The sequence below is a fragment of the Rhodococcus sp. IEGM 27 genome (assembly GCF_033142305.1).
Lineage (GTDB): Bacteria > Actinomycetota > Actinomycetes > Mycobacteriales > Mycobacteriaceae > Rhodococcus_F > Rhodococcus_F oxybenzonivorans.
Genome location: NZ_JAWLSG010000011.1, coordinates 50,114 through 74,594 on the forward strand (window position 1 = coordinate 50,114; position 24,481 = coordinate 74,594).

Below are 24,481 nucleotides of genomic sequence, written 5' to 3' on the forward strand. Positions count from 1 at the left end.
GACAGGCTTGGTCGCAAACCCTCGGGCAGTCCGTATTGCGCGCAGGCCCCCGCGATCGCCATTGGGCTCCGGAAGCTGTTACCCAAGACTGGTCGAGGATTCGAAACGGGCTGAGCGGGCTTCTGCGGTCATCACGTTCCGATCCAGGGGGTATGCGCCGACGTCGGTGACCGCGGCCACCGTGCCGCTAATCGGGCCCACCCGTCCGTCTGTTCCCGCGGACACTCCCGATCGACGACGGTACCCCTGGTACGCCCACACTTTCGAAGAAGAGGGGCCAGTCCAGCACCGGCACGTTGTTATTCAATAGGGAAACCCGACTCGATTGCATACGCCCGAAGGACACCGGAGAATTCACAATCCTTAGATACGGCATCCCTTACGTCTTCTGCAAATAAGTCCTTCTTTTCTATTTCGGATTCGCCGTGCCACAATCTGAGTCGGACATCCAGTTCTTCGATACGCCGCATTCGTGACAGGAGCAAGTCCTCGCGGGAACTCAGCTTTAGTTTTCTGATCGTATTAGCGCCTCGGGTACTGTGCAGGTGCGCCACCGTCAAAGGTCCACGAAATGTGATGTGAGCATCTAACGAGTCTCGGTATGGATTGAGTAACTGTAGATCTACGTCATCCGTCCAGTACCGACCTTTATTGGTGTTACATCGAGAACAGGCCAAACCAAGATTATCCCAGTCTAGGACCAGCTCTTCGAAAAGATGCTTTGGTTTGATGTGTTCTACGGCAGAATAGGAAACGTCGTCGATTACACACTCACAATACATACACTTCTTCGAGCATTCCATTTTCAATGCTGATACAACTTCGTCTGCGCGCCATGGGGATGGCTTCTTGTCGGAAGGTGCCAATTTATATTCAGCAGTCTTCGACGCCTGATTTAGTTGTAGCCATGCAGGAACCTCGGTTTTGTGAAGTTCGATCACTGCTGCCCGCCCAACGACCTAACCGCGGCCGGGAACTGTCGGTCCAGTCCGAGTAGCTTCAGTTGTTCGCGAAGACTACGTAGATCGGCAGACGAGGGCGACGCAGGTAATTCATCCATGAGTGCGCTGAGCTGGTCCTCCGCCCACAGGGGTAGCGTGGTGTCAAGGCCGAGCACAGACATGAGAGTTTCGTCAGGAGTGGCTGATGAGTTGATGTTGTCCATTCTGTGCGAAGTAATCTGATTCCGGGAATTCGGGCCCAATACGTAAACAAAACAATCTTTTACCGATGTCACCACGAATGGGCTATGCGTTGCTATTATAAAGCTGACATTAGGGAATCCCGCAAGCAGTGACGGTACGATAGACCGTTGAAGCTCAGGATGAAGGTGGTTCTCTGGTTCGTCCAAACAAACAGTGAATGACTGCTGATTACCTTGTCGAAGAAAAATTTGCCAGGACAACTCAAGCATGGCGCTTATCCCACCCGAAGCGGCTTCCAGGGGGAATTGCGCACCTTCAGTGACCAGAATTATTTCAGAATCTTCGACTTGCAGCTCTTTGAATCGTAGTGAGCGAGGCAAGAATCTCTTAAGTGTAGATTGGTAACCCTCCCACAACTTTCGTGCTGAATCGTTAGGCCGAACTGCTGGACTTCCGTACGCCCACATGGCGGCCGCGACCAACGCCTCTTTCATCCTGTACAGAGGGGAAAACTGCGAGCTCCCTCCGGAGTAACGAATCTGAATTTCTCCCGCAAACTGCTGCTGAAGTGTTTCCCATTCGGAAAATCTAGGTGGCAATGCGTTCAGGGGTTGATAAGCACTTACTGAGCGGTGGGAGTTTATAAAGAGACCGGGAACTGTCTGCATCTGCGGAATAGTCAACGGCGTACTGCTGACTCCCGTACTGGGGTTTAGGATAAGCGGTGATCTTCCTCCATTCGTGTAACTAAGCTCTCCAACCTCTTCGGAATTATGCGCCGGATCCCCATGGGTCCGACGGGTGAGCAGCTGTGCCGACCAGTTGAAATGAGGAGCGAGAATGTTCAGTAGTGTCGTTTTTCCGGCACCATTAGCTCCCGTCAGTATCGTCACTCTCGGATGAAACGTTAATTCGATATCGGAAAACTGTCTCCAGTTGTGTACTTGAAGCCTGTCAATCGTGTTCTCGCTTGATGTTCGTTGCTCATTCAGCGCTTCGAGCAATTGTTCGGTCTCAACCCATTCCTCAAGCCAGTCTGCAGCCAATGTCGTTGGCCAGCCGTTGGTGCTTACACTGCGGCCGGTTTCGGATAGCTCGTAGGCATATCCATTGGGTTGTAAACGGATAAACCCGAGTCGTCTCAGTAGATCCAGTGCGCGCATATTCACTCGCATCTGCGCTGGATTTCCTTGCCAAGCCGGATCGTTCTCGTACGATAGGGTGATCACCGAGTTGACGTCAGCGCCGCCTTGATATCGCGAAAGCGCAGCTAGAATTAGCTGCGCGCGCGATACGACTTCATCGAGGTCCATGGCGAGAGTCTAGTTCTGACGGCAGCCGGAAGTCGGTCTGACCGTCCTCTTGGGCTTCGAACCGACAGAGCAAACAGGTATGCCGGGCAAGACCTCGATCGCAGACTCGGACCGCTCCAAATCGCATCGGCTCGATCAGCTGTTACCGAGGCGGGGCAACGAGTAGGCGAAACGAGCTGAGCGCCGTTCTGCGCCCACCATGGTCCGTTTTGGCCTTCGTTATACCGGCACACCCAAGAACGGCGCTCTGCGGCGATCCTGTGGCTGGTGAATCGGTCGCGATCCGTTCGGTTTAGATGTCCGCTTGCAAATTCCGTTATGACGCGCTGGGTAACGAACGATGCGTGATGTCGCGCTGGCTGGTGCTACCGAACCCCGGCACTGGACGCTCACGTGACGTCGTCGAGGATGCCGAGCAGCTCGGCCAGCAGTTGGTCGGCGCGGTCTTCGATGTCATTGAGAAGGGTGGTGACGTCGGTCAAGTCCTGGTGGGCGCTGCGGCGGGCCTCGATTCCCCGTTCGTAGTAGTGCGGGTCGAGGGCACGGTCCGATTCGATCGGGCACGTGGTGGGCGCCGATTCCGGCCGGAACCGTCGTTGCGGAATGGTATGTGCGGGTGGCCTGCCGGACAGGTAGGCCTGGGTGATTGCGGTGACAGCGCGTGCGGTCAGCGGTGCCGGGACCAACGGAGTGTGACCCCAGCGGTTGATCGATGTCAGTAGCGGTCTGTCGTCGGCGCGGTAGGCGGCGTCGAAACCGGCGAGGTCGCGGCCGGCTTCAAAGCGCTCGGCGACTGTGCGGGTGCCGTGGTTCTGGTCGAGAAATCCCAGGACCTCTGTCCACCCCCGGTAGATCGCCCCTATGGGTATCTCGGGTGACGCCGGCAGGTCGATTCGGTCGCCGTCGACGCTCAGCAGTAGGGATGCACTGCGATCGGCTGTTGCGGTGATATCCCGGCGTCGAAGCCGGGCGATCTGCTCGAGACCCACTCCCGCCGCGGCCAGGGCAAGGATGAGCCCGTCGCGGCGGCCGAATAGTCCTGCCGGCCACCCGGTGACCGGAATCTGCGGGAGCCGCTCGGCGACGAGAGCTGATACGCGTTGCAGCCGAGCAGCTCTCGTGGTGTTGAGGGCACCGCGGATCGCTTCATCGGTACCGGGCGCCGGGTACCCCTGCCCCCGCTGGACGGTGTTGATCACGCTGACCCGACGTCGTTGGGTGGCCGGCGCGGCGGGGTTGTCGTGCAGGAATCGGGCCAGCTGATGCGGTGTGGCGGGTGTCGACGGCTGGTCGGTCGCAGCACACCAGTCGGTGAACAGCGCCCAGACATGCTGGTCTCGGGCGGACAGACGCCGTGCGGGCTGCGCAGGTGCGGCGCCGGTGCCGGATGCGGCAGCGTACACCCCTTACAGCCCGAGGACGGTGACAGCGTTGCCGACGAGCGGGGTGCGTTCGCGGGCATACACTTCGACCATTTCCGGGGTGGTGTGTCCGGTCTGGCGCATGATCGCGTGCGCGTTCGCGCCGTTACGGAAGGCTTGGGTGACGAACCCGGCGCGCAGCGAGTGTCCGCCGAGCTGATTGACCAGGGCGGTGTCATACCCGGCTTGTTCGGCGCGGCGGCGGATCGCCTTGTGCACCGCCGCACCGGACAGCGCGGTCTCGGACAGGTTGCCATTCTTGCGGATCGACCGGAACAGCGGCGACCGCGCTGCGGTGCGTGGGACCGTACCCCGGCACACGTGCGTATCAAACGACTCGGCGGTGGTGAGGAGCCGGATCACCCCGGGGCGGCCGCGGGTGTCGAACGCGGCCACGACCTGCGCCCACCGAGCGTACGCGCACGGCGGGCAACTGTCGTGGCGGTCGGTGAACGGCAATGCCCGCACGGTCCCTTCGCCTTCCTGGTCGGTCTTCGACCGGCGCAACCGCACGTGCACGCCGTCGTGCCGGTGCACGCTCACGTCGGCGCCGTCCAATCCGACCAGCTCGCTTCGCCGGAACGCACCGGCGAACCCCATCAGAATCAGTGCGCTGTCGCGGCGTTCGAGCACCGCGCCGGCCCACCCGTCCACCGCGTTCCGGGCGGTGGCGACGATGGTGATGATATCCGTGGTCAGCAGGGCGGCCCGCGGGTTGCGGGGCCGGTCCCCCACTGCGGCGTAGTCCCGGCGGATCCCGGACAACGTGGCCCGCACGATCTCGTGCCCGGTCGGGGACTCGTGGCCGGCTCTGTGGTGATGATGGGAGATCGCGGCCACCCATTTGGTCAAGGTTGCCGGCGCATACACCCGGATACCGTCCGGGCCGATGGTGTCGGCGGCATCGACGAGGTAGGCGGCCACCGTGGCCGCGTGTGCCGGCAACGGAGTATGCCCGTGGCTGTGGCACCAGTGCTCGAATCGCCGCCACGCCGACGCGTAGGTGCGGCGGGTGCCCTCGGACCGGGACTCTGCCATCGACCGCCCGATCCGCCCCACCACCGTCTCCGACAGGTCCGGAAACACCGCGGCGACGCCGGTAACAGCAGCCGCGGGCAGCGCGCGGAGACGCAGATCCTGGTCGATCGTCATGCCGGGACGATAGCGGCTCCCTCCGACATTTAGCCTCTGTGGGGAGTCCGCAGGCGGGCCGAACATCCGACCCCAACAAGCTGAAACCACCGAGCGAAAATTTTGGGCCCCATCGCTATCAACGCTGCCTCATCTTGTCCCAAGACCACACTGGAGCGTTCGTCGGACCAAATGTCCCTGCGGCGTCGGCATCCTCGCAAAGAAGTGGCGTGTAGTCGTCATACGTGCCCGTCGTTGCCGCGGTGAAATGGTGAGATGCCTCGAGCGCCCCGACCCATCGCTGCTGACGCAGCGCAACAAGAGCCGGCCAACGCAGTCACTGCATGTGGCGACCTGGAACCTTAACAATGCAGTGGAGGAACGCTCGCACCGGCAAGCCGCGCACTTTCTAGAACTGGTTGAACCAGCGTACAAACTGATTCCATTGCCATAGGCCAGGCCACGTGTCATCCAAGAACACGAAGCCGATGTCAGGCAGCATGCCAATCATGTGATCTCCTCCCACCATGCCAGAAGCGGTATGAACAGCGGTCGACCCTGCGCAGTGAACCATTCATGAAGCAGTCCGTTGGTTTTCTCGTTACAGCTGTACGTCACGGGACATTCCAGGCACCTGCGCCGGGCAGTGCGGTGAGGGTCCCCACACGGTCGGACCAGCCATTGACGGTCAGAACGGCGACCACCGTTCCCGACCCCGTGAGCACGGGGCCCGTGAATAACGTCGGAGCCACGGCGCCGGCGGCACCGGTCGTCAGATTGCGCCAGTGCACGGTGCAGACGCAATATTGGATGAACTCAGTGATACCCGGCGTCTCCGGGTCGGTGCGCACCGTCATTTGTGAGTAGACCGGGCTGAGGAAACCTGTGGGCAGGTTGGTGATCCCAATGACCGGCACCGGCAGCACGGCATCCGTGGGCGCCGCGGTCGCGACCGGCGCAGCACCCAGGAAGAAGGCGCCCAGTCCGCCCAGGACAGCGGTGACGATCGACGTTCGGCGTCTGAATGGGGCGTTCGATGTGCGGTGGCGCATCGGACCTACCTCCCGTAAGGACCCGGCCTGGTCGCTCGGACACGACTGGCGACGTGCCGTGGGGTCACTGATACCGTCGTCGAGCCCTGGTCATTCGTTACGGCACAAGCGGACAGAAGTCATAGGTGAGTGGCTAGGATCGCGTACCTCGCCGACCGGCTGACAATCGCAATTGCCGGGCGCAGCGCGTTTCGCCGCTTCCAGGACGTGCTCGCACAGGCGCCGAACGAGTTTCACCGCTACCGGCTATTCACCGGCGAGGGCAGCCGCGGACGTGCACGCCAATGGCTTGCCGACCAGGGATACCGGACAACTCCCGGCCAGCGGTAACAGTCCTGCTGGTGGAGTGGAGGATTTCGGCACCAGACGAGTACCGTCTTCGGCCCCTGGCCCACCGCCTGTCCTGCTCGGGCCTCGCCCAGCCCCTCGAGCGGGACCTATGGGACCTCGAAGACGCCGAACCCCGAGCTCACTGGGACGTGATCACCCGAACGCTGGGCGGAGGCGACCACGTCCGCGGTCGCGGTGACGATACCGCCGCCCGTGGACACCGTCGCAGGGACATATCGGCACCATTCGTCCGGTGTCTGGGCCCGGCTGTAGTCGCGCGGCACACGTCGGATCTCGGTCGTGCCCGCGTCACCAGTGGTCAGGTTTCGCCAGTTCACCGTCACGTCGATGCAGTCGATAGTGGTGATCGAAATCGTCGAAGGCGGCCCTGTCGTGAAAGTCACCGACCCGGGTGCCTCCGCCGTCGCCGAGGGCGTAATGAGTGCCAGCGTTGGCACATAGCACCGAAATCCCACCCCGCATCCCGATCGGAACGTCACCGGAACCTGAAACGCCGTGGTCGATGCGACCGGAACCGGCAATGGGAGCGGGACCGCTGCGGCGGACGAGCCGAACGCCAGGGTCGAGATGGCCACGAACCCCACCGCCACGGCGGCGAAGGAACGGTGAACCGCTAGACAGCGCATGGGCGCGACCTTCCCGCTCGGGGCCCGGATACGTCCAGTTCACCACATCCGCGTGTCCGCTTTGCCCGAAACCGAGTCACTCCAGACCCATTCACGCCGCTGTTACCGCGAGCCGTCCACTCCAATGTCCTCGCTCGAGATAGTTGTCGGGAGCCAAGGCTCTGAACTGCAGTGCAACAATTATTTTGAGCGATGATGGAGCCGGTCGCTCGAGATAGTTGTCGGGGTTCATCGAATCCATCTCGCAGGAAGGCGCGGATGTCGTTGCTGGTTAACTATCGGTCGTCGGCGTGAAGTTGCTCGGCCCCTCCCTGCTGTGACCGCGACGGCCAGAAGTCGAGACCGGGATGTGGTTCGGGATTTCGCCGGGACGAATGACGGTTTCGGCGGGTCGGGGCGGGGCGAGGCGACGCTGCTCGAGGCGTCGTATGAGCAGCCGATCGAACACACCGCCCGGGACGGCGCCCTCGGTGACGGTCTCCGTGAGAGAGCCGATCGCATCGTACTGGTCCACCGCGTCCATGTGCAGCAGCCGTTTTCGCCATGCAGGGTCGGCGAGGACAGTGGTCAGCGCGACGGTCACGGGGTATTCGGCGATACGGCAGATCGCCGAAGTCAGATACCACCGCCCTGGGTTCGGTTCGAGGACGGCCCACCGGGCGTGGATGGCCCGGAACGGCCACGCCAGTCTGGTGTGCCACTCGTGGACGAGGTAGGACGCATCCTCGAACGCGTGACGGACCTGTTCGCGGCCGAACCGCACGATCAGCCGCTGGTGGCGGCGGTGCGCCGCAAGAACATCGGGCAGTGACGCGATTCCGATTGGTGGCCCTCGGTTCTCACCTGTCAGTACCGGTCCGCCGGTCCAGATCCGATGTCGCCGGCACAGTACCTGCTCGTGGGTTGCCCACACACGCACGGGCCGGGCCCGTCCGTGCATTCCTGCGCAGGACGGGCAGTAGTGCGATGAGCCGACCGTCATCGGACGGCCCAGCAGTGCCCGGTAGGTGGCGAGGTCGTCGGGGGCGCGCAGTTCGGGGAGGGCAAAGATCAAGGTGCGCTCCGGCAGGCCCGTGAGGTCGTGGACGGTTTCTCGGTCGGGGATGGCGACGTGGGTGATGTGCTTGTCGAACTCGCTGCCCGGCAGTCCGTTTGCCTCGCTCAGTCGGTGTAGGTAACTCGACAGCTGCTCGCTGGGGAAAGGGACGACGCGACGGGGCAGACAGCGCGCGCGGTAGTGGCGGGTCGCCGGGGGCATCATGTGCCGGCGGCGGCGCGGTGGGCGGTCGCGGTCTCGGCGGCATGGTCGATGATGGTGTCGTCGAGGGCGCCGCGGGTGATGGCCTCGTCACCGGAGAGGATCACGCTGATCGCGGCGACGCGGATCAGGTGAGAGAGGCTGCTGATCGATCCGCCGGTGCGTTGGTGCAGGTATTTCGCGTTGCGGGTCAGTGTGCCGGGCGTGTGGTCGTAGAGGCGCAGCGCGGTTTCGAGGGAGGCGACGAGGGCTTTCCATTCGCTGTCGTAGGTGAAGGGACCGGTGCGCACCAGCACCGAGCGGGCGGAGATCTGCTGGCCGCGCACCCCGGTGAACAGGCCGGAGCGTTCGACGTTGATGCCGGCGTAGACGAAGGTGGCGGGCATGTGTTCGGTGAAGTACTTCAGGTGATCGGACATGTCCTCGCCGACGCTCGTGGCCAGGTTCAGGTTGTGGATCTCGTCGACGATGACCAGGTCGGTGCGGGCTTCGGTGAGTACCCGGCAGACGGAATCGGCGATGTCGGTGGTGTTGTGGCGTGATCTGTCGGGGAGGCCGAGGAAATACGCGAACTCGGAGGCGAGTTTGCGGGGGGAACCTTTCGGTGGGGTGGTGATGTAGACGACGGGGATACGGTCCTGGTCCGGGTATTTGCGGCGGACGTTCTGTTCGTGAACCTTGCCGAGCAGCTTGATTCCGGTCGTCTTGCCGCTGGCCCACGGTCCGGAGACGATCATCCCGCGACGGGCGCCGCATTCACGTTGGTTGAGCAGGGTCAGTATCCGGCCCTGGTGGGTGAGGTGGCGGACAGTGGACGTTTCGATGATCACCAGTTCCGAGTGATAGGCGATGCGCCGGTCGTCGTATGCCGTCCGCTGTGCAGGAGAGAGCGCGTCCCGGGTGTGGGTGTCGAGGAGGGTGCAGGTGGCGGGTGTGGCGTCGACGAAGGCGCGCCACCCGTCCAGGGTGACCGAGGGAACCTGACGGGGATCGAGCTGTTCCTCGTCCGCCGCTGCGCTCACCACCATGTGCGGGACTCCTTGGCGGCGTCGAAGACGGGCAGCGGGACGACGTCGGTGAGGTCTTCGTCGTCTTCGGGCGCGAACATCGTCGCCGCCGGCGGCGAGGTGTCAGGGATCGGTGTCGGTGCGCCGCCGGCCGCTCGGGTGCGGGCGGCCACCCGCCGATCCTTTGCGGTCTTGGTGCGCCGTTCGCTGCTGGAACGCGTTGGGGGTGTCGGGCCGGCCCGGTCGAGCAGGTCGTCGACGGCGGCCTTGATCGTGGTCTCCGACGGTGTCGTTTCGCCGCGTTCGGTGACGATCCTGCGGGCGTGCTCCCATGCGGCGTCGCCGAACGGCTGCGGCGTGGCGTGCAGGTGCCGCCAGTAGGCGAGGAGGAACCCGCCGTCGTGGTGGTTGCGCACCCAGACGCGGGTGACGTCGTACGGGTCGTAGTGCACCTCCCACCGCGTGCCCAAGGCGGTGGGTCCCGAGAGCTGGCCGCGGTAGCGGTTGAGTTCGTCGCTGTCGTAGATCCGGTGGTTGATCTTGATGCCGTAGGAGTTGATCACCCGGGGTGTCGACGGCAACAGCGCGATGTAGTCATCAGGTGACAGCGGGACCGGCACGTAGCCGGCGACGGTGAGCAGCGCGGCGTACTTCTCGTTAGGGGTCAGCACCCGCTGCGGGTTCAGCGGGTCGCGCAGGCCGTCGTGGGGACGGTTCTGCCAGGAGGTGACAATCCATTCGTCGAGCAGGTCCTGCATCTCGATCAGGGAGAACACCGCCTGCTGGTCGGGATCGACGCCGCGGTGTTCGACCGAATCCCCAAGATAACCGGTAATGTACTGGGCGAAGAGGGTTTTCACCGATTCAAGGGTGCGTTCGACGATCGGTTTGTCGGTGGGAGTGTCCTCGTGCGCGGGCTGCGCATTGATCCCGAAGGTGCGGCAGGCGCTGTGGAACGTCGACGACAGGTAGACGCTGCCGTGGTCGTAGACGATGGTTTCGGGCACGATCACCGGGCGCGTCGCGGCGTTCTCGAGTCGGGCGTCGACCTGGCGCATCACCTGGTACGGCAGCGCGGAATAGGCCATCGACACCGCCTGTGGCCAGCCAGGGCGCATCGGCTCGGGGGTCATCGCCTTCGCTAGCAGCAGGGACGCGTCCACCGCTCGGGTCGTCGGGCGCAGCACCGCCGCGGCGATCGTGCGGGTCGCGACGTCGACGAGTCCGGTTAGCTCGACGCGCCCGTTCACCTCCTCGTCGAGACGGATCGCGACGTCGAACGGCGTGGAGTCGATCTGCATCCACTCACCGGGCCGGGTAGCCACCACGGTCCCGAATGGACCTTCGGGCTGGTGGGCGAGGCTCCGGCGGGTGCGGGCCGAGCCAGTCGCGTGGCGGGCTTCCCGCAGCCGCCCCAAGAGCCTGTTAAACGTCTGCTGGGAGGGAATGGGCACCGTCTCGTCGCCGTGTTCGGCGCGGACGGCCTGGTCGACGGCCCGTTTCAATCGGGTGGCCGTGCCGGTGGAGGCGGTGGTGTTCGCCGCGAGCGCGTGACGCAGGGCATCGACGTAGCGGTCGTCGACCCGGCCGGTCGGCGAGGTCCGACGCACCGGGCGCTTGTCGATCAGCGCCTCGAGTCCGGTGGCCGCATAACGGCGCCGGTAGCGTTGGAACACCTCCAACGACATCGGACGTTCCGATCGTGCGAGTTCGCCGATCTTGGCGAGTTCGCGCTGCCGGAGCGTGGTGCGGGTGATGTCGTACTCGGGGCGCGGAGCACGTCCGGCGCCGCCCTCGGTGATCGGGATCCCGTCGAGCACCTCGGTGACGTGAGCCTCGAGCCACAGCGCGCGCTCGCGTATCCGTGGGGGCAATGCGTCGAAGTACAGGGGCGCGAGGGGTCGGCGTCGATGCGCCGACGAGATGGACTCGAATGTCGGATCATTCAGCAGCGCAGTGACCTTCATCGCCGTGGTGCGGCCGTCGGAGGTGGCGAGCATCGCGGCGTGTCCGTCGATCCCGACCAGCTCGTAGGGCGTGCCACCGAACTGCAGGAAGTCACCGAGACGGAGGTGGGCCGACGCGGTCACGGCGCGCCGCCGGCGGTGACGACGGTGTCGAGCATCAACGGCCGACGGGAGAGGTCGGAGTGCAGCCGCTGGCGCCACAAAAGATGAAACAGAGTCGGCACCACGATAACGCGGTCTCCGACCGCGTCCGCCGCCGCGTGGATCGGCATGCCGCCCGTGCCGGACACGGCGGCGACGAGCGCATCCGCGATGTCGTCGTCGGCGGCTCGATCGTGCCGGTACCCGGCGAGCCAGCGGAGGTTCGCTGCCCGTACCGGCGGCTGCTCGCCGACCCGGTGGTAGACCCAGCCGACCTTGTCGCACATCTGCGCGGTGGCATCGAACGCAATCGCATCGTCGGGCCCGATCCGATCGTCCGGGCGCACATCGACGACGATGCCCTCACCGCTCACCGACCGCAGGAAGAAATCCGGCGTGTGTGCCCGACGCCGCTCGCCAGCACCCGAGTATTCGAGTCGGAACGGTTGCGCGGCGATCCCGCAGACCTGGGCATCGAAATCCGCGTCGATGAGGAAATCCCGCTCCACCCACGACTCGAACGTCACGTGACGATGCGTGGTGGCACACCACCATTCCCCGCTGAAACTCTTCTTACCCTTGAACGACGGGCACCCACGGACCGGCCGAACACGGCTGAACTCGATCGTCCACAGCTCATCCGTCGTCACCGAGAGCGTGGTGTCCCCGACGGCGGGGAGATAGGTGATCGTCTCGCCGCCGGCCCGCTGACGTGACACCGCGGTGGGGACCGGCATTCTCACAGAGTAGAAGCGCAGAGCTCCGAAGTCCGACAACTATGTGAGCGTGTCGCGGACAATGCAGCAACTTCAGTGGAATTCCGACAGAAACACTGAGCGAGGACAGACACGAGCTCGACGCGAAAAGTGCGCTGAGGTGCAGTTTTCGGGGAGATGGTGCGGGAAGAGAAATTCTCGTCACCGACCGCGCACAAACCGGAAGTAAGCCGCCACAGGACCCTTTCGCGCTCTGTTGGCGTGTAGGTTCCGCGAAGCGGTGTTCTCCAGAATCCGTATGTCTCATGAGACACCGGAGTCTGGCGTCGAGGCTGATCAGTGAGGGGAACGTGCCGGCGGTCGGATCGCTGCGCCGACCTGGCTCGTGAGACGACGCCTATCGGCTGAATGGCTCGGTGTCAGGGGTGGCTGCGGTGAGCGTCGAGGGCGACGAGTTGACCGCGGTGGTCGAGTTCTTTGCGTAGCAGTGTGTTGTCGTGATGCAGGGCGGCGATCGCGGTAGCCGCGGCGTCGAGTCGATGGGACAGTTGGGTGCATTCGCGGGTCTTGGCGGCGAGGGCGGCGCGCAAGGTGGTGATTTCGTCGTTCTTGCGGGCCTCACCCGGCGTGAATCCGTTGCAGGCGGCGACGCGAGCGTCCCATTCGGACATGATCTGGGTGGCCCGGTTCATGGTGGCGCGGCTGACGTCGGCCTCTTTCCAGAGGTTGTCCTTGATCAACCTTCCGTCGGTGCGCTGCGGCCGCCCGGCCATCAGCCGTTCCATGGCCTCGCGCAGGCGTTTGGCGGTGTCGGCAGACACTCCATCCTCGGGCTGGGCCGCCTCTGCAGCCTCGGGGATGGTGGTCACTCTTGCTCCTTGTCCGTTTGAGTTTTGCGGATGACAGTGTCGATATCGCCCAACTCGCGCTGCAGCACGGCTTTGCGGCAGGCCGACAGCCCTGGTGTGTCGATGAGGGTGAGCAGGGTTTGGCGCTCCGAGGCCCAGATCGGCACGTGCTCGGGGCCGATGACACTGTTGGCGCATCGGTCCGGACGGCACCGGTCCTGTAGCGGTCCCTTGTGGCCGTCGGGAACGACGGCGTTTTCGAGACAGGCCGCGCCGACAGGGTTGTTCTCGTCCATAACGCAGTGGTTGAGAACGCCGAACCGGATGGAGAGCCGCGCTTTGCGCAGCATGGCCCGTTCGACGATCGCGTCGCCACCTCGAGCTTGCACCGTCTGTTGAATGCCGCTGAAGGCTTGCGTCATCCGTTCGGCGCCGGGGCCGTAGCCGATCGGTTCCCCGGCCTTGTGGGCTCGGTAGAGGTCCTCGACTCGTCGGAACCTGGCCGCCTCGATAGCTGACTCCAAATGCTCGGCCCAGGAGCTGTCCGCGTTGGCGTAGCCCTGGGTCGAGCGATTGGCCAGCGCCCTGGACGCGATGTGCTTGAGCTGGATGCCCAGGGCGATCTCGCTGCCGGGGAACTGGTCCGTCAGCATCGCCATCGTCCGCCTGAACATGTGCGGTCGCGTTTTGCCCGGCGGGATCTCCTGCAATCCGGTCCCGGCGCGGGTGGTGTTGACGTGGGCTGCGAATGCCTCCAGCATCTGGTGGCTGCGCGAGACATCAGCAGATTTGCGGACCATGGGCGGGAAGAGCCGGTCGTGCCGTTCGGACAGCCGCTCGGCAACGACCACGGCTTCAGCGACCGGTGCGGTGATCCACCAGTGCTTGATCGGCAGATCGGGGTCGTGTTTGCCCTTGGTGGACTTGAGGGCCGGTGTTCCGTAGTACTCCACGATCGAGCCGGGAGCGATTTCGTGGATCTCCGAGTCACGCATCATCGACAAACCCACGACCAGCACGTAGCAGGCGTTACGCAGCATGCGACGTTCCAGCCCAATGGCGCGAGGGGCGAGCCCTCGATGCCAGGGGGTGCTCGTGCCGTCGCCGCGCTGGACCAGGGCGAGGTCGTCGATGACCCCGGTCGTGGTCCGGTGGCCGGCCGCGACAGCGTCCTCGACTCTGGCGATTCGCTGACGGCCGGCGGCTCGGTTACGGCCGAAAAGGGTTGCCACGCAAGAGTGATCCCAGCCAAGCATCAACGTCAGCAGCGACCAGTTCACCTCACCGCGATCCTGGCCGACGTCGTGCGGTCCGGCATGAACAGGGATCGGGTTGGCGGGGTCGGCCAGCCAGTTGGTCAGTCGCGCGTCTTGGTCACCGGTCAACTTCTTCGTCGCGTTGCCGACGAGCTCCTGGTAACGCTGGTGCGCTCGCAGGATGTCGGCAGCGAAGGTGTGGACGTAGGTCCAGGCGGCACGGATCAACGGAAACCATTGCTCCGGCGGAATCGCAGGAGTGGACACGACAGCGGCCCCAGAAGTTTGCGATGCTTCGCGGGCACTTTTGCCTGCCCACGGGTCGGTGCGCAGTCCTTCGCCGGTGAGAGCGGGACCGTATTGGTGCAGCATTTTCAAGGTGCCGATGTAGTGCCTGACGCTGCTGCCGGACAGCTGCTCGCGCAAGTCGCTGACAAGGCGCCGGAGGTCGTTGTCCTGCCAGGAGGCCAGTTCCGGCGGCAGCCCGTTCGCCTCAGCCCATCTGGCCAGCCGCCGGAGGTGGCTCAACTCGCTGATCACCGTGGACGGGTTCGCCGGTGTGGGTTTCAGGGACAGCCCCGCCGCGGTGACCGCCGGATGGCGCGGGTTGAGCATGACCATGCTCAGTTCCCGCGCCAGCAGATTCCACGACGGCTCCGCTAATTCGTCGGAGAACACCAGCGTCCAGGCGGCCGCATAGAGCCGGGCGGGTCGGCGGATGACGCCGTTGAGGTTCCATTCCCGGGTCTCGCCGAACTGCGGGACCTGCGCGGCGGTGAGCAGGGGGTGGGACTGGATGGTGGGTTCATCAGCGTCGAAGGTGGTGCTGGACCGGGGGCTCGATCGTTCTATGCTCAACTGTCGAACTCCACGTTCGCGACCAGTGGCAGATGCAGAGCGGCCTGACCGGCCTCGATGTGCTTGCGGGCCAACGCCTTTTCCTCGTCCGTGCGGTCGGCCAGGACCGCGTGGAGGTTGGTGTGGGTTTGTCCCCATAGCTGGCCGAAGTGCTGCGGGGACAGTCGCATCCGGAGCCGGTCGAGGTGGTCGGCAAACAGCAGAAGCTGGGGCAGGTCGCTGGGCAGGATCCAGGCGTTGCGGCATTCCAGACAACGCAGGGGCGCCACCGGGCAAAGCTCTCCCGACCGGCCGTAGGGCGAGTTGTGGGGGTCGGCGCACTGGGTCAGTCCCATGTCCAGTGCGCCCCGGCGGATGTCCTCGGCTTGCTGCGTGCTCAGGCCCAAGGTCTCCGCCTGATCGGGGGCATCGAGCACCTCGGTGGAGGTGGTCAGCACGGTCGGTCCCTCCAACGCCTTGGTGAACCAGTGGTCCTGGGCGGTGGCGATCACCTGGCCGGACATCACGCGCAGGGTCGTGCCCTGCGCGTAGTGGCCCCGGAACACCTCCTCGTGGTGGTCGTTGGCCGTGTCGGCGATGCGGCCACCGAAGGCGATGGCCTTCTCCACCTTCGTGGATTTACGCAGTCGACGAATGTCGGGCGCCCCGTCGACCGTCACGTCCGCGGCGGCCAGCCAGTTCACGAAGCGGGACCGGGGAAGGTTGTAGTCCCATCGCGCGATGCGCAGCTCGTAGTCGGCCGTGACCGATGCCGCCAGGAACAGTCGTCCTTCGTCCGGTGCTCGTAGCCGGAGCTGCTCGGTGACGTGCATGAGACGCCGGATGATCGCGCCGATTTCTCGGTGCGGCCGGTCGGTGAAGTCGACAGGCTCGCGGACCGTCGTTTCCGGAAGAGTCTCGGTGCCGAAGGTGCGGTGCCGCACCTTCTGAGCCCGCTGCTTGGTAAGGGTCAATCGAACGCCCGAGGGCAGGAACTCGACATCCTCCCCGGTCAACGCGGTGACCTCCTCGGATGTGTGCCCGGTGGCGGCCACGAGTAACACACGGTAGGCGTGCAGGTCGAGGTGACCGGGATAGAGCTGACGCACCAGCCATCGGACGAGCATCCCCTTCGCCCGCGCCGGAAAGACGGGCCTGTCGGGGCGTTCGATGCAGGCCCGCAGCTCGGGCGGCCACCGATGGATCACCGGAAGGTTGTCGCGGATGTCGAGCGGGCTGACCTGCTGACGAGCCAGTCCCCAGAGCAGATTGGCGACGCTGGTCCAACCGTGCTCGGCCGGGTCGCGGCCCTGGGCGGCCCACGCCCACCCCTCGGAAAGACGGGAGTCCAGCTCATTCGCCCAGGCCCATGCCGCCCGGACGACGGCGCGTTTGTCCTTGCGGGAGAACTCGTCGACTTCCTGCGTGCTGCCCGCAGCCACCCCGACCTCGCCGTCGACCAGCCGACGCAGATGCGGGGCCACCGGTCGCTGATCGTGTTGTGCGCGACGGGCGATCAGTGCCCGCACCATCGCCGCCAGGGTGGACGGCGTCGTCGAGCCCGCCCGGTAGTCGGCGGGAAGGGTTCGTTCCCACTCGGCCAACACGGCCGCGATATCAGGGTGCTGTTTGGCCAGGCCGGCCTCGCGCGCGTCCTCGGCGAGCAGGAAGTCGACTTTCGTGCAGAAATTGCGTATCGCTCGGCGGCCGAGGGCGGCCGACCCGCCCGAGATCCTGCTGATCTCGGCGTAGTCGACCCACTCGTCGGCCAGCTCCCCAGCCAACGCGGCGCACCGAAACCCGGCAGGGTCCAACGTGATCTCCCGCGGTATGCCGGTTCGGTCCGGTGCCCGCACCAAACGGATGCCGATCCGGTCGACCGGAGCCTCCGGCTCGGCGACCCCAGGAAAGTCGTGTTGGTGGTCGCCCCGGCGAGGCATCAGCGCTCACCACCCTCGACGAGCACGTGGCGGGCGATATCGGCGTAGGTGTCGCCTTCCTGCACCGTCCACTCGGAGAACGCGGCGTCCACCGCGTTCATCGGATCGTCGCTGTATTCCAGATAGGCGTACGTCGTTGCCGGGCTCGAATGTCCAAGTCTCCGGCTGACGATCAACAACGGGTTGTGCTTGATGTGACCACCCAGGTAGGACATGTGGCGTCGACGCCGCGCCACCGCGTCCGGTTCGCCGCCGTCCATCTGCTGTTCCAGATACGACAGCAGCTGCAAAGCGAACGTATGCCTGGTGTCGTGCCATCTCCACCGCCGCCGCGGCAGCAACGGTGCGCCAGGAGCATCGGCATGAACACGCATCCGCGCCCACGCGTCGCAGCGGATCCGATACCAGGATGAAGGGCCGAGCATCTGACCGCCGTGGCCGACGAACACCGCCAGCGGCTCGACACCATCTTCATTCTCCCGCACGGTGATTCGCCGCAGTTCCGGCCCCATCGCGGACATCGCGAACGTCCGACGCCGACCGTCCAGGACACCGCGCAGCGTCCCGGCCTCGTGATCGATGTGGTCGACGACGAACAACTCCCGGCGTCGACGCGCCAGGGACTTCGATGAGGCGGCGACCAGTTCCGGACGCTCCACCAGCAGAAAGGTGTCCACTGCGTCCAACGCTCCGGCAGGCACGTAGATCTCGCGGTACTTGCCATACTTCGCGCAGGCCTGCACCGGGAACTCCACAGATTCGCCCGGTCGCCGCCGCCCGACACCGAGCTCGGGCAGCAACACCGTCGACCACTCCTGCGGACGCATCCCGGTGCACAGCGCCAAGTCGGCGGCGGCCCGACTACGGAGCGGCGCTCGACCACGGAACACCGTGCTGGCCTGCGAGTCCGGCAGCTGCCCACCCAAGCCGACGTCGCGGAAGTAACGGTATTGCGGCAAGCTCATGTGCCGAATATCCATGCCTCGCCGCAGTCGGGGCGCCAGCGGATTGCGTCCCCTATGGGTCATCCGCAGCGGTCGGTGACGCAGGTAGCCGTGCTCGACCAGCCATCGGTAGAGCTGGTTGAGCAACTGGGCCTCCTTCCCCCACGTCGCATCGCCGACCGGCTTGTCCTGCACCTGTGTGCGCAGAACGCGGTACGCCCTGAAGTCGGATTCGGTCGCTTCGAGCAGGGCCCGGTCGCGGGACCGTAGGAAGTGGACGAACCGCCGCACGATGTAGGCATACTCGCGCAGCGTCTTGGCGTCCTTCTCCTCGTAGACCAGATGTCGGAACCACGAGCACAACGGCTCGACAGGCCGCATCGTCAGCTCGTCGAGGAACACCGGTGTCCCGGCCGGGATCGCTCGATACTCGAGCAGCCGAACCACGCCGGCCGAGTCCACGCCGTGGCCGTCCAGGTGCGTCCGAAGCAACGAGGGATCCACAAACGACAGGAACACCCAATCCTCCTCCGAGACGACGGAGGACATAGATACACGAGCGCTACGACACAGCAATCTCTCGGCACAACACAGACAGGCCGATGAGACAGATTTCAACCATGAAAAGAAGCGGTGCGAGTTCTCGTGCACCGCTGCGGAGATCGGCGCGGGTGTCGTAGGCATGCTGCGAGATCAGGGCGCCTTCCTTGCGGGTGGCGACGTCGCTGTCGCCCCGGTCGGGATCGAACACACCGTTGCCGCGATCTGGACTGATCCGGTCATGGCTGCGGCCCATCAGTTTCGCCGATCGAATCCGGTGACGTCACCGCGCAGCTGGGCCAGCGCCTCTTCCCGCGCCTGCTGCAGATCGGCCAGGTCGGTGGCCAGGTCACCGATCGCCGACGCTGCGAGGTCATCATTCGCCGAGTTGACCAGCAATTCTTCGAGCGCCGGTGCGTGAGCGTCGATGCGACCGAGAACCGCAGTACCGTCGACGGAGTCCTGAAGCATCAGTAGGTCTCGGTGATACGTCCACAACGCTGCGACCCGCCCGATCAGTGATTCTTTGACCTGGTCGAACCACCGTCGCTGCTCGTGGTGGGCAGCCCGAGCCGCATCAGGCTCGGCACTGACTCCCGTCGTGGGTTCGCCGACGCTGGCCCGGAAAGTAGCCGGCTCACCGCAGTGGCAGAGAATCACTCGGAGTTGATCCTCGATATCGAACCGGATGCGGTGGATGTCGAGGCCCTCGTGACTCCATGCCGGCACTTCACGAATATCGTCGACGATCGCGGACGCAATCATGGCCAGACGAAGTTCGAAGAAGTCGCCGCCGGCCCAGACGTAGGCATCGAGCCTGGCAATGCTGCCACGGATCATCTGCTTGTCCACCGCGATCAGCATGAGGGGATCGCGGCGGATCCACCACCACATCGCGAGGACCTCCACACCTGCAGCCACGGAATGAATACCGTCAGATCCGTGATCGGAGACTGAAACAGCGGATACATGTTGAGTAGGACAGGAATCATGCCGATCAGAACAGGTGCGATCACGACGAGGGGAATCTCGACAACGACACCGTCGTTCGTCCGCCCGAACGGAACCTGCGTGCGCCACATATTCCGTCGGGGATAGGTATTCACGTCGTAGGCGGTAAATCCCAGCTCCACTCGCCTTGTGACGATCGTGGCCACCCTCGGCGAGAGGAGTTGTAAGTGGATACGGTCGAGCGCCGTCAGAAACTGGTCGCTCTCGGGGTCGATCTCGACGCGGTCGATCATGTCCAGCACAGCGCGGGCCGCGCGGCCGCCCGCTTCTGCCGGGATCATCGGCGTAGCTCGCTTCGCCCGATGGGCCGCTGCTCGCTGACCTGCCGCGATTCGGTGTCATGCTTTCCGAGATAGGTCCGTGGATCCGGCCGGCTAGAGGGGTGATAAGGGAAAACCTCGAATGCTTCGACGGCGATGTCGAACTGCGCATGCTCGCCGGCCCACCGGATGTGACCGCAGCGGCAATAAGTGACGTCTTGCCACGGGTTGTAGGTCTTCGGTTCGTGATGCAGATCGACGCACCGGTGCCGCGCCCCGACCTGCACACCACACGCTGCCACCCGGTTCAGAACATGACGTGTCCACGACCTCGCGCCGCGGTGAACGAGCTCGTCCGGCCGGTGGTGCGCCGGACCGGACGACAGGTCAACGTCCTGGTGAATACTCAACACTTCTCCCATCAGTGGTTGTCTCGTCAGGTTGTCAGCGGTCATGTAATTCCCCAGGTTGAGGGGTTTGTCCGTCACGTAATTCCCCACCCCGCCGTCACGTAATTCCCCACCCTGGGGCGTGTTGGCGGGGGTTCGGGTGCTGCTACAGGTTCGCTCCTGACTGGGCCACCGACAACGGGCCCGGGAAGGGGCCTGACGGTGGCAAGGAGAACGTGGACGATGACCGATCTGATGGAGTTGTTCCGGCACTGGCATGCCGGCCGATCCCAGGTGCAGATCTCGACGGCCCTGGGAATCGACCGCAAGACCATCCGGAAATACCTGGCCCCGGCGGTCGCGGCCGGGTTGGCGCCGGGCGAGGGCGGGAAGTTCGAGGAGGCCCTGTGGTGGGAGTTGATCACGGGATGGTTCCCGGAGGTCGGCGACCCGGCAGCGCGGGCGGTGACATGGCCGGCGATCGCCGCGCACCACGACTGGATCGATGGGCAGCTGACCGCGTCGGTGACGGTCGCGACGATCGCGCAACGCCTGCGTGACGACCACGGCGTCATGGTGTCGGAATCGACGGTACGTCGTTATGTGGCAGCGCAATTCGCCGATCAGGTCGCCGAAGCGAAGGTGACGGTGCCCCGGGGCGCGGTCCCACCCGCCGACGAGGCCCAGGTCGACTACGGCAAGCTCGGGATGTGGCGCAATCCGGTCACCGACCGTCGGGTGGCGGTGTGGGCGTTCGCGATCATCCTGAGCTGCTCGCGGATGCTGTTCGTCCAGCCGGTGCTGCGGATGGATCAGTCCTCGTGGTGCGCCTCGCACGTGGCGGCGTTCGAGTTCTTCGGCGGTGTCCCCGCCCGGATCGTGTGCGACAACCTCAAGACCGGGGTCGACCGGCCGGATTTGTACGACCCGAAGATCAACCGGGCCTACGCCGAACTCGCCGCCTACTACGGGGTCCTGATCGACCCCGCCCGCGCCGGCAAACCGAAGGACAAGCCGCGGATCGAACGCCCGATGCCCTATATCCGGGATTCGTTCTGGAAAGGACGGGAGTTCACCTCCTTGGCGCAGATGCAGGACGCCGCCCTGGCCTGGTGCATCGACGTGTACGGTCGGCACAATCACCGCGGCCTCGACGGAGCCCAGCCGACCGCCGTCTTCGACGCCATCGAAAGACGCAGGCTCACAACACTTCCACCCAGACCGTTCGAACCGGTCCTCTACCAGGTCGGCAAGGTCGCCCCGGACTGTCACGTCAAGGCCGGCAAGGCCCTGTATTCGGTGCCCTGGCGGCTGATCGGCCAGCAGATGCTGGTCCGCACCTGCAACGACATGGTGCAGATCTTCGCGGGCGAGCAGGTGGTCGCCACCCATGTGCTGCACCTGTCGGGGCGGTCGACGAACGTCGAGCACTACCCACCGCACAAGATCGCCTACGCACTGCAGACGGTGTCCTGGTGCCGGGCGCAGGCCGAGCAGATCGGCCCCGGCGCGGTCGCGATCGTCGCCGAGTTGTCACAGGTCAACGCCCTGCACCGGCTCCGGGCCATCCAGGGCATCGTGCGGCTGCGGGACCGTTACGACGACGCCCGCCTGAACGCGGCGTGCGCCCGCGCCCTCGAGGTTGGCGACCCCAGCTACCGCACCGTCAAGGGCATCCTCGCCGCCGGCACCGAACACGACGGACAACCCGCCCCAGCCGTCGCGCAGGCGCCGGCGTTCCTGCGCGGACCCGACGCGTTCGGCAACGAACGCACCGCCTAAGCGTTGAGCGAGGCTATGACATGCACTGCACAAAAATTACTTTCACAAGAGCAAGGGGATGGTCATGACAATTCACGACCCCAGCCTGCGGGCTGCGTTGAAGACGTTGAAGCTGACCGGGATGCTCGACACCCTCGACGCCCGGCTGACCCAAACCCGGGACGGGCAGCTCGGGCACCTCGAGTTCCTGCAGGTGCTGTGTGAGGACGAGATCGCCCGCCGGGAAACCGCGGCGCTGGCCCGTCGGCTGCGGCGGGCCAAGTTCGAACAACAGGCCACCTTCGAGGACTTCGACTTCACCGCCAACCCGAAACTCCCGGCGGCGATGCTGCGGGATCTGGCCGCCCTGCGCTGGCTCGACGCCGGAGAGTCGGTGATCCTCTACGGACCCGTTGGTGTCGGCAAAACACATGTGGCACAAGCACTCGGCCATCATGTCGCCCGCCGCGGTGGGGACGTGCGGTTCGTCAAGTGCTCCCGGATGCTCGCCGACCTCGCCGGCGGTCATGCCGACCGCACCATCGGTCAGCGGATGCGCGAATACACCCGGCCGCTGGTGTTGATCATCGATGATTTCGCGATGCGCGAGCACACCACGACCCAGTCCGACGATCTCTACGATCTGGTCTCGGACCGGGCGATCGCCGGCAAACCCCTGATCTTGACGAGCAACCGCGCCCCGAAGGACTGGTATCCGCTGTTCCCGAACCCGGTCGTCGCCGAATCGCTCCTCGACCGGCTGATCAACACCAGCCACCAAACCCTGATGGACGGCCCGTCCTACCGGCCCCGCAAACGACCCGGGCACCGCACCGCCAACGCAACCTGATCCGAACCCCCATCCGCTCGGGTTACCCTCGACTCAGCACACCCGAGCATGGGGAATTACGTGACGGACACCCCTGGGGAAATACGTGACGGTCGACAGTCAGGTCTCAGGCACGCGCAGATCTCACGCCCCGACGAGGTCGGATTTGGACCTGCGGGTGATGTCCTGTTCGCGGCGCCCTACCGCGCGGCCGAGCAGTCGATCGAGACTCTCGCTCACCACGTCAGGGCGCTCGAGTCCGACCATGTGCCGCGCTCCGCTCACCGGGATCAGTTCGGCGAGGGGTAGAGCCGCGGCGAGTCGCTGTGAGTGCCCGATCGGGGTCACCCTGTCCCGGGTTCCACAGATGATCGACGCCGGCACCCGCGCGAGCACGTCGAGCGCCGGGGAAGCGTCGTAGATCCGCAGATCACGAAGGAAGGCGGCCACGGTGGCGATCGGCGTCGCGTGGACCATCCCGTAGGACGTGGCGGCGGCACGGACACTTGCACTCGGAGCAAGCGGGCAAGTTACGCCGACCACTGGCGACAAGATGCGACGTGAGAAATTCCAGCCCCGGCCGACGAGCCCTGGGGCGTGAGCTGATGCCGTCCGCAGCAACGTCACCGCCGGCGTATTCAGAGCGCGCCCGATGCCGGCGCCAGCGACATTGTCGACGGCGGTCGAGATCAACCCGACCCCGACGATTTGCGCGGCCGCGGCCTCTTGGTGATGGGCGACGTAAGACATCACGGCCATCCCGCCCATCGAGTGCCCGACGAGGACAATCGGACCCTTTGGCGCCACCGTACGAATCACCACATCCAGGTCCCGTCCAAGCTGGCTGATCGTGTAACTGTCGGTGTCAGCCGCGCCGGATCCGCCATGGCCGCGGTGATCGAAGAAGACCAACCGGGCACGCCCCCGCCAGACCTCGGCCAGGTAGGCCCGTTGCGGTGCCCAGGCGTCCATGTGGAGACAGAATCCGTGCGCGAAAATTACAGTGACCGGCGCTGTCCGGGATCCGATCTCACGCACCGCAAGAGAGGTGCCGTCGGCGGTGAGGACGAGGTGTGTGCGATCCCCGGGGGCTCTCATCGCTGGCCATCCAGGCCTCGGACCGACCATCCGCATCCATACTGGTCCGCGCGGTAACGCCCGGTGAGCGACTCTGAATGAGGTAACCACCAACGATGAGGGTGGCGGATCTTCTTCGCGTCCGTCGGATGGATGCGGCGAACCTCAACATTCATCGGTACCACTCCCTAGTCCCAAGGGGGTGCGGCGACCATGACATCACCGACACCACGACAGCAATTGCGAGGACCATAGGTCCGGACCTGGACTGCCCCCTGAATCGCGCAACTCCGCCACGACAGGCGCACCTCCGTCCTAGGAAGTGCCGCCACTTCCCCTCATTTGGAGGAAGATCCGCCCCACCGGGGATGTGTGACATTGCTTTGGACCGGACACAGTGGTCCCAATTGACACCGGCGACGCAGTTAGACAGCCTGAACCTAGATCCCCTGTACTCGGGAGGTCGATACATGGCGGCCTGCCGGCAGTCGACTCCATGGACACGCAGGCCTTTCCCCGAGGGAGCAGGATCCGCGAACGAGACCGTCGCTGTCGCAGAATCGGGCGCTGGGCTCCGAGCGATAGCGGTTGGGATGCCGAGCCGACGCTGTCAACTCCTGGCACATATATGGCACATGTCGTCACGACCTCTGCCGCAGAT

General features: G+C 64.9%; 22 protein-coding genes. 3 read left to right on the forward strand and 19 right to left on the reverse strand.

Annotated features, from left to right (window positions below; all coding sequences use genetic code 11):
• Positions 1–299 precede the first annotated feature (299 nt).
• The 5 genes from R4P95_RS33700 to R4P95_RS27915 form a co-directional block, all read right to left on the reverse strand.
• Complete coding sequence (locus tag R4P95_RS33700; RefSeq protein ID WP_397517957.1) at positions 300–803, reverse strand: HNH endonuclease; 504 nt, start codon at positions 801–803, stop codon at positions 300–302.
• Between the two features lie 134 nt (positions 804–937).
• Positions 938–2,458 carry an AAA family ATPase gene (locus R4P95_RS27900; protein ID WP_317747417.1) on the reverse strand — a complete coding sequence of 507 codons (1,521 nt, stop codon included), beginning with the start codon at positions 2,456–2,458 and terminating at the stop codon, positions 938–940.
• Between the two features lie 389 nt (positions 2,459–2,847).
• A complete protein-coding gene (locus tag R4P95_RS27905; protein WP_317747418.1) occupies positions 2,848–3,861 on the reverse strand; it encodes a hypothetical protein in 1,014 nt (337 codons plus the stop codon).
• 3 nt (positions 3,862–3,864) lie between these two features.
• Complete coding sequence (locus R4P95_RS27910) at positions 3,865–5,031, reverse strand: site-specific integrase (RefSeq protein ID WP_317747419.1); 1,167 nt, start codon at positions 5,029–5,031, stop codon at positions 3,865–3,867.
• A 593-nt stretch (positions 5,032–5,624) separates the two neighbouring features.
• Positions 5,625–6,062, reverse strand: coding sequence for a hypothetical protein (locus R4P95_RS27915; RefSeq protein WP_317747420.1), 438 nt, complete (start codon positions 6,060–6,062; stop codon positions 5,625–5,627).
• Between the two features lie 129 nt (positions 6,063–6,191).
• Between R4P95_RS27915 and R4P95_RS27920 the strand changes: the two genes are divergently transcribed.
• The gene (locus R4P95_RS27920) at positions 6,192–6,392 is read left to right on the forward strand and encodes a hypothetical protein (protein WP_317747421.1); all 201 of its coding nucleotides are present in this window, start codon (positions 6,192–6,194) and stop codon (positions 6,390–6,392) included.
• 107 nt (positions 6,393–6,499) lie between these two features.
• Here the strand turns inward: R4P95_RS27920 and R4P95_RS27925 are convergent, their stop codons facing one another.
• From R4P95_RS27925 to R4P95_RS27985, 13 genes are all read right to left on the reverse strand, one after another.
• Positions 6,500–7,039, reverse strand: a complete 540-nt coding sequence (locus tag R4P95_RS27925) for a hypothetical protein (protein WP_317747422.1) — start codon at positions 7,037–7,039, stop codon at positions 6,500–6,502.
• Between the two features lie 271 nt (positions 7,040–7,310).
• Positions 7,311–8,300: a TniQ family protein gene (locus R4P95_RS27930; protein WP_317747423.1), complete on the reverse strand. Its 990-nt coding sequence runs from the start codon at positions 8,298–8,300 to the stop codon at positions 7,311–7,313.
• Positions 8,297–9,325, reverse strand: coding sequence for an ATP-binding protein (locus R4P95_RS27935; protein ID WP_317747424.1), 1,029 nt, complete (start codon positions 9,323–9,325; stop codon positions 8,297–8,299). Before R4P95_RS27935 ends, R4P95_RS27930 begins: the two co-directional genes overlap by 4 nt.
• The gene (locus tag R4P95_RS27940; RefSeq protein ID WP_397517774.1) at positions 9,316–11,271 is read right to left on the reverse strand and encodes a Mu transposase C-terminal domain-containing protein; all 1,956 of its coding nucleotides are present in this window, start codon (positions 11,269–11,271) and stop codon (positions 9,316–9,318) included. Before R4P95_RS27940 ends, R4P95_RS27935 begins: the two co-directional genes overlap by 10 nt.
• Before the next feature lie 119 nt (positions 11,272–11,390).
• Positions 11,391–12,149, reverse strand: a complete 759-nt coding sequence (locus R4P95_RS27945; protein WP_317747426.1) for a TnsA-like heteromeric transposase endonuclease subunit — start codon at positions 12,147–12,149, stop codon at positions 11,391–11,393.
• 398 nt (positions 12,150–12,547) lie between these two features.
• On the reverse strand, positions 12,548–12,997 hold the full coding sequence (locus tag R4P95_RS27950) for a hypothetical protein (protein WP_317840485.1): 450 nt from the start codon (positions 12,995–12,997) through the stop codon (positions 12,548–12,550).
• Positions 12,994–15,090, reverse strand: a complete 2,097-nt coding sequence (locus R4P95_RS27955; protein WP_317840486.1) for a hypothetical protein — start codon at positions 15,088–15,090, stop codon at positions 12,994–12,996. Before R4P95_RS27955 ends, R4P95_RS27950 begins: the two co-directional genes overlap by 4 nt.
• On the reverse strand, positions 15,087–17,009 hold the full coding sequence (locus tag R4P95_RS27960; protein WP_317840487.1) for a hypothetical protein: 1,923 nt from the start codon (positions 17,007–17,009) through the stop codon (positions 15,087–15,089). Before R4P95_RS27960 ends, R4P95_RS27955 begins: the two co-directional genes overlap by 4 nt.
• The gene (locus R4P95_RS27965) at positions 17,009–18,472 is read right to left on the reverse strand and encodes a site-specific integrase (RefSeq protein WP_317840488.1); all 1,464 of its coding nucleotides are present in this window, start codon (positions 18,470–18,472) and stop codon (positions 17,009–17,011) included. The genes R4P95_RS27960 and R4P95_RS27965 overlap by 1 nt, the downstream gene beginning before the upstream one ends.
• Positions 18,473–18,515: 43 nt before the next feature.
• Positions 18,516–18,749 (reverse strand): hypothetical protein, encoded by a 234-nt coding sequence (locus R4P95_RS27970; RefSeq protein ID WP_317840489.1) that lies wholly within the window; start codon positions 18,747–18,749, stop codon positions 18,516–18,518.
• Complete coding sequence (locus R4P95_RS27975) at positions 18,749–19,414, reverse strand: hypothetical protein (RefSeq protein WP_317840490.1); 666 nt, start codon at positions 19,412–19,414, stop codon at positions 18,749–18,751. Before R4P95_RS27975 ends, R4P95_RS27970 begins: the two co-directional genes overlap by 1 nt.
• A complete protein-coding gene (locus R4P95_RS27980) occupies positions 19,351–19,785 on the reverse strand; it encodes a hypothetical protein (protein ID WP_317840491.1) in 435 nt (144 codons plus the stop codon). The genes R4P95_RS27975 and R4P95_RS27980 overlap by 64 nt, the downstream gene beginning before the upstream one ends.
• Entirely contained in the window at positions 19,782–20,219 is a 438-nt protein-coding gene (locus R4P95_RS27985) for a hypothetical protein (protein WP_317840492.1), read from the reverse strand. Before R4P95_RS27985 ends, R4P95_RS27980 begins: the two co-directional genes overlap by 4 nt.
• 177 nt (positions 20,220–20,396) lie before the next feature.
• Between R4P95_RS27985 and istA the strand changes: the two genes are divergently transcribed.
• Both istA and istB read left to right on the forward strand, forming a co-directional pair.
• Positions 20,397–21,935, forward strand: a complete 1,539-nt coding sequence (gene istA, locus R4P95_RS27990) for an IS21 family transposase (protein ID WP_159929406.1) — start codon at positions 20,397–20,399, stop codon at positions 21,933–21,935.
• A 64-nt stretch (positions 21,936–21,999) separates the two neighbouring features.
• On the forward strand, positions 22,000–22,764 hold the full coding sequence (gene istB, locus R4P95_RS27995; RefSeq protein WP_159929404.1) for an IS21-like element helper ATPase IstB: 765 nt from the start codon (positions 22,000–22,002) through the stop codon (positions 22,762–22,764).
• A gap of 123 nt (positions 22,765–22,887) precedes the next feature.
• Here istB and R4P95_RS28000 read toward each other — a convergent pair whose 3' ends face one another.
• The gene (locus R4P95_RS28000) at positions 22,888–23,841 is read right to left on the reverse strand and encodes an alpha/beta fold hydrolase (RefSeq protein WP_317840493.1); all 954 of its coding nucleotides are present in this window, start codon (positions 23,839–23,841) and stop codon (positions 22,888–22,890) included.
• Between the last annotated feature and the right edge of the window lie 640 nt (positions 23,842–24,481).

What these genes read in the sequence shown, in the direction of transcription:
- istA (WP_159929406.1), top strand. Translation starts at nt 20,397, where the DNA reads ATGACCGATCTGATGGAGTTGTTCCGGCACTGGCATGCCGGCCGATCC.
- R4P95_RS27980 (WP_317840491.1), bottom strand. Translation starts at nt 19,785, where the DNA reads ATGATCCCGGCAGAAGCGGGCGGCCGCGCGGCCCGCGCTGTGCTGGAC.
- R4P95_RS27925 (WP_317747422.1), bottom strand. Translation starts at nt 7,039, where the DNA reads ATGCGCTGTCTAGCGGTTCACCGTTCCTTCGCCGCCGTGGCGGTGGGG.
- R4P95_RS27915 (WP_317747420.1), bottom strand. Translation starts at nt 6,062, where the DNA reads ATGCGCCACCGCACATCGAACGCCCCATTCAGACGCCGAACGTCGATC.
- R4P95_RS28000 (WP_317840493.1), bottom strand. Translation starts at nt 23,841, where the DNA reads ATGAGAGCCCCCGGGGATCGCACACACCTCGTCCTCACCGCCGACGGC.
- R4P95_RS27960 (WP_317840487.1), bottom strand. Translation starts at nt 17,009, where the DNA reads ATGCCTCGCCGGGGCGACCACCAACACGACTTTCCTGGGGTCGCCGAG.
- R4P95_RS27970 (WP_317840489.1), bottom strand. Translation starts at nt 18,749, where the DNA reads ATGGGCCGCAGCCATGACCGGATCAGTCCAGATCGCGGCAACGGTGTG.
- R4P95_RS27940 (WP_397517774.1), bottom strand. Translation starts at nt 11,271, where the DNA reads ATGAAGGTCACTGCGCTGCTGAATGATCCGACATTCGAGTCCATCTCG.
- R4P95_RS27945 (WP_317747426.1), bottom strand. Translation starts at nt 12,149, where the DNA reads ATGCCGGTCCCCACCGCGGTGTCACGTCAGCGGGCCGGCGGCGAGACG.
- R4P95_RS27930 (WP_317747423.1), bottom strand. Translation starts at nt 8,300, where the DNA reads ATGATGCCCCCGGCGACCCGCCACTACCGCGCGCGCTGTCTGCCCCGT.
- R4P95_RS27935 (WP_317747424.1), bottom strand. Translation starts at nt 9,325, where the DNA reads ATGGTGGTGAGCGCAGCGGCGGACGAGGAACAGCTCGATCCCCGTCAG.
- istB (WP_159929404.1), top strand. Translation starts at nt 22,000, where the DNA reads ATGACAATTCACGACCCCAGCCTGCGGGCTGCGTTGAAGACGTTGAAG.
- R4P95_RS27910 (WP_317747419.1), bottom strand. Translation starts at nt 5,031, where the DNA reads ATGACGATCGACCAGGATCTGCGTCTCCGCGCGCTGCCCGCGGCTGCT.
- R4P95_RS33700 (WP_397517957.1), bottom strand. Translation starts at nt 803, where the DNA reads ATGGAATGCTCGAAGAAGTGTATGTATTGTGAGTGTGTAATCGACGAC.
- R4P95_RS27900 (WP_317747417.1), bottom strand. Translation starts at nt 2,458, where the DNA reads ATGGACCTCGATGAAGTCGTATCGCGCGCGCAGCTAATTCTAGCTGCG.
- R4P95_RS27985 (WP_317840492.1), bottom strand. Translation starts at nt 20,219, where the DNA reads ATGACCGCTGACAACCTGACGAGACAACCACTGATGGGAGAAGTGTTG.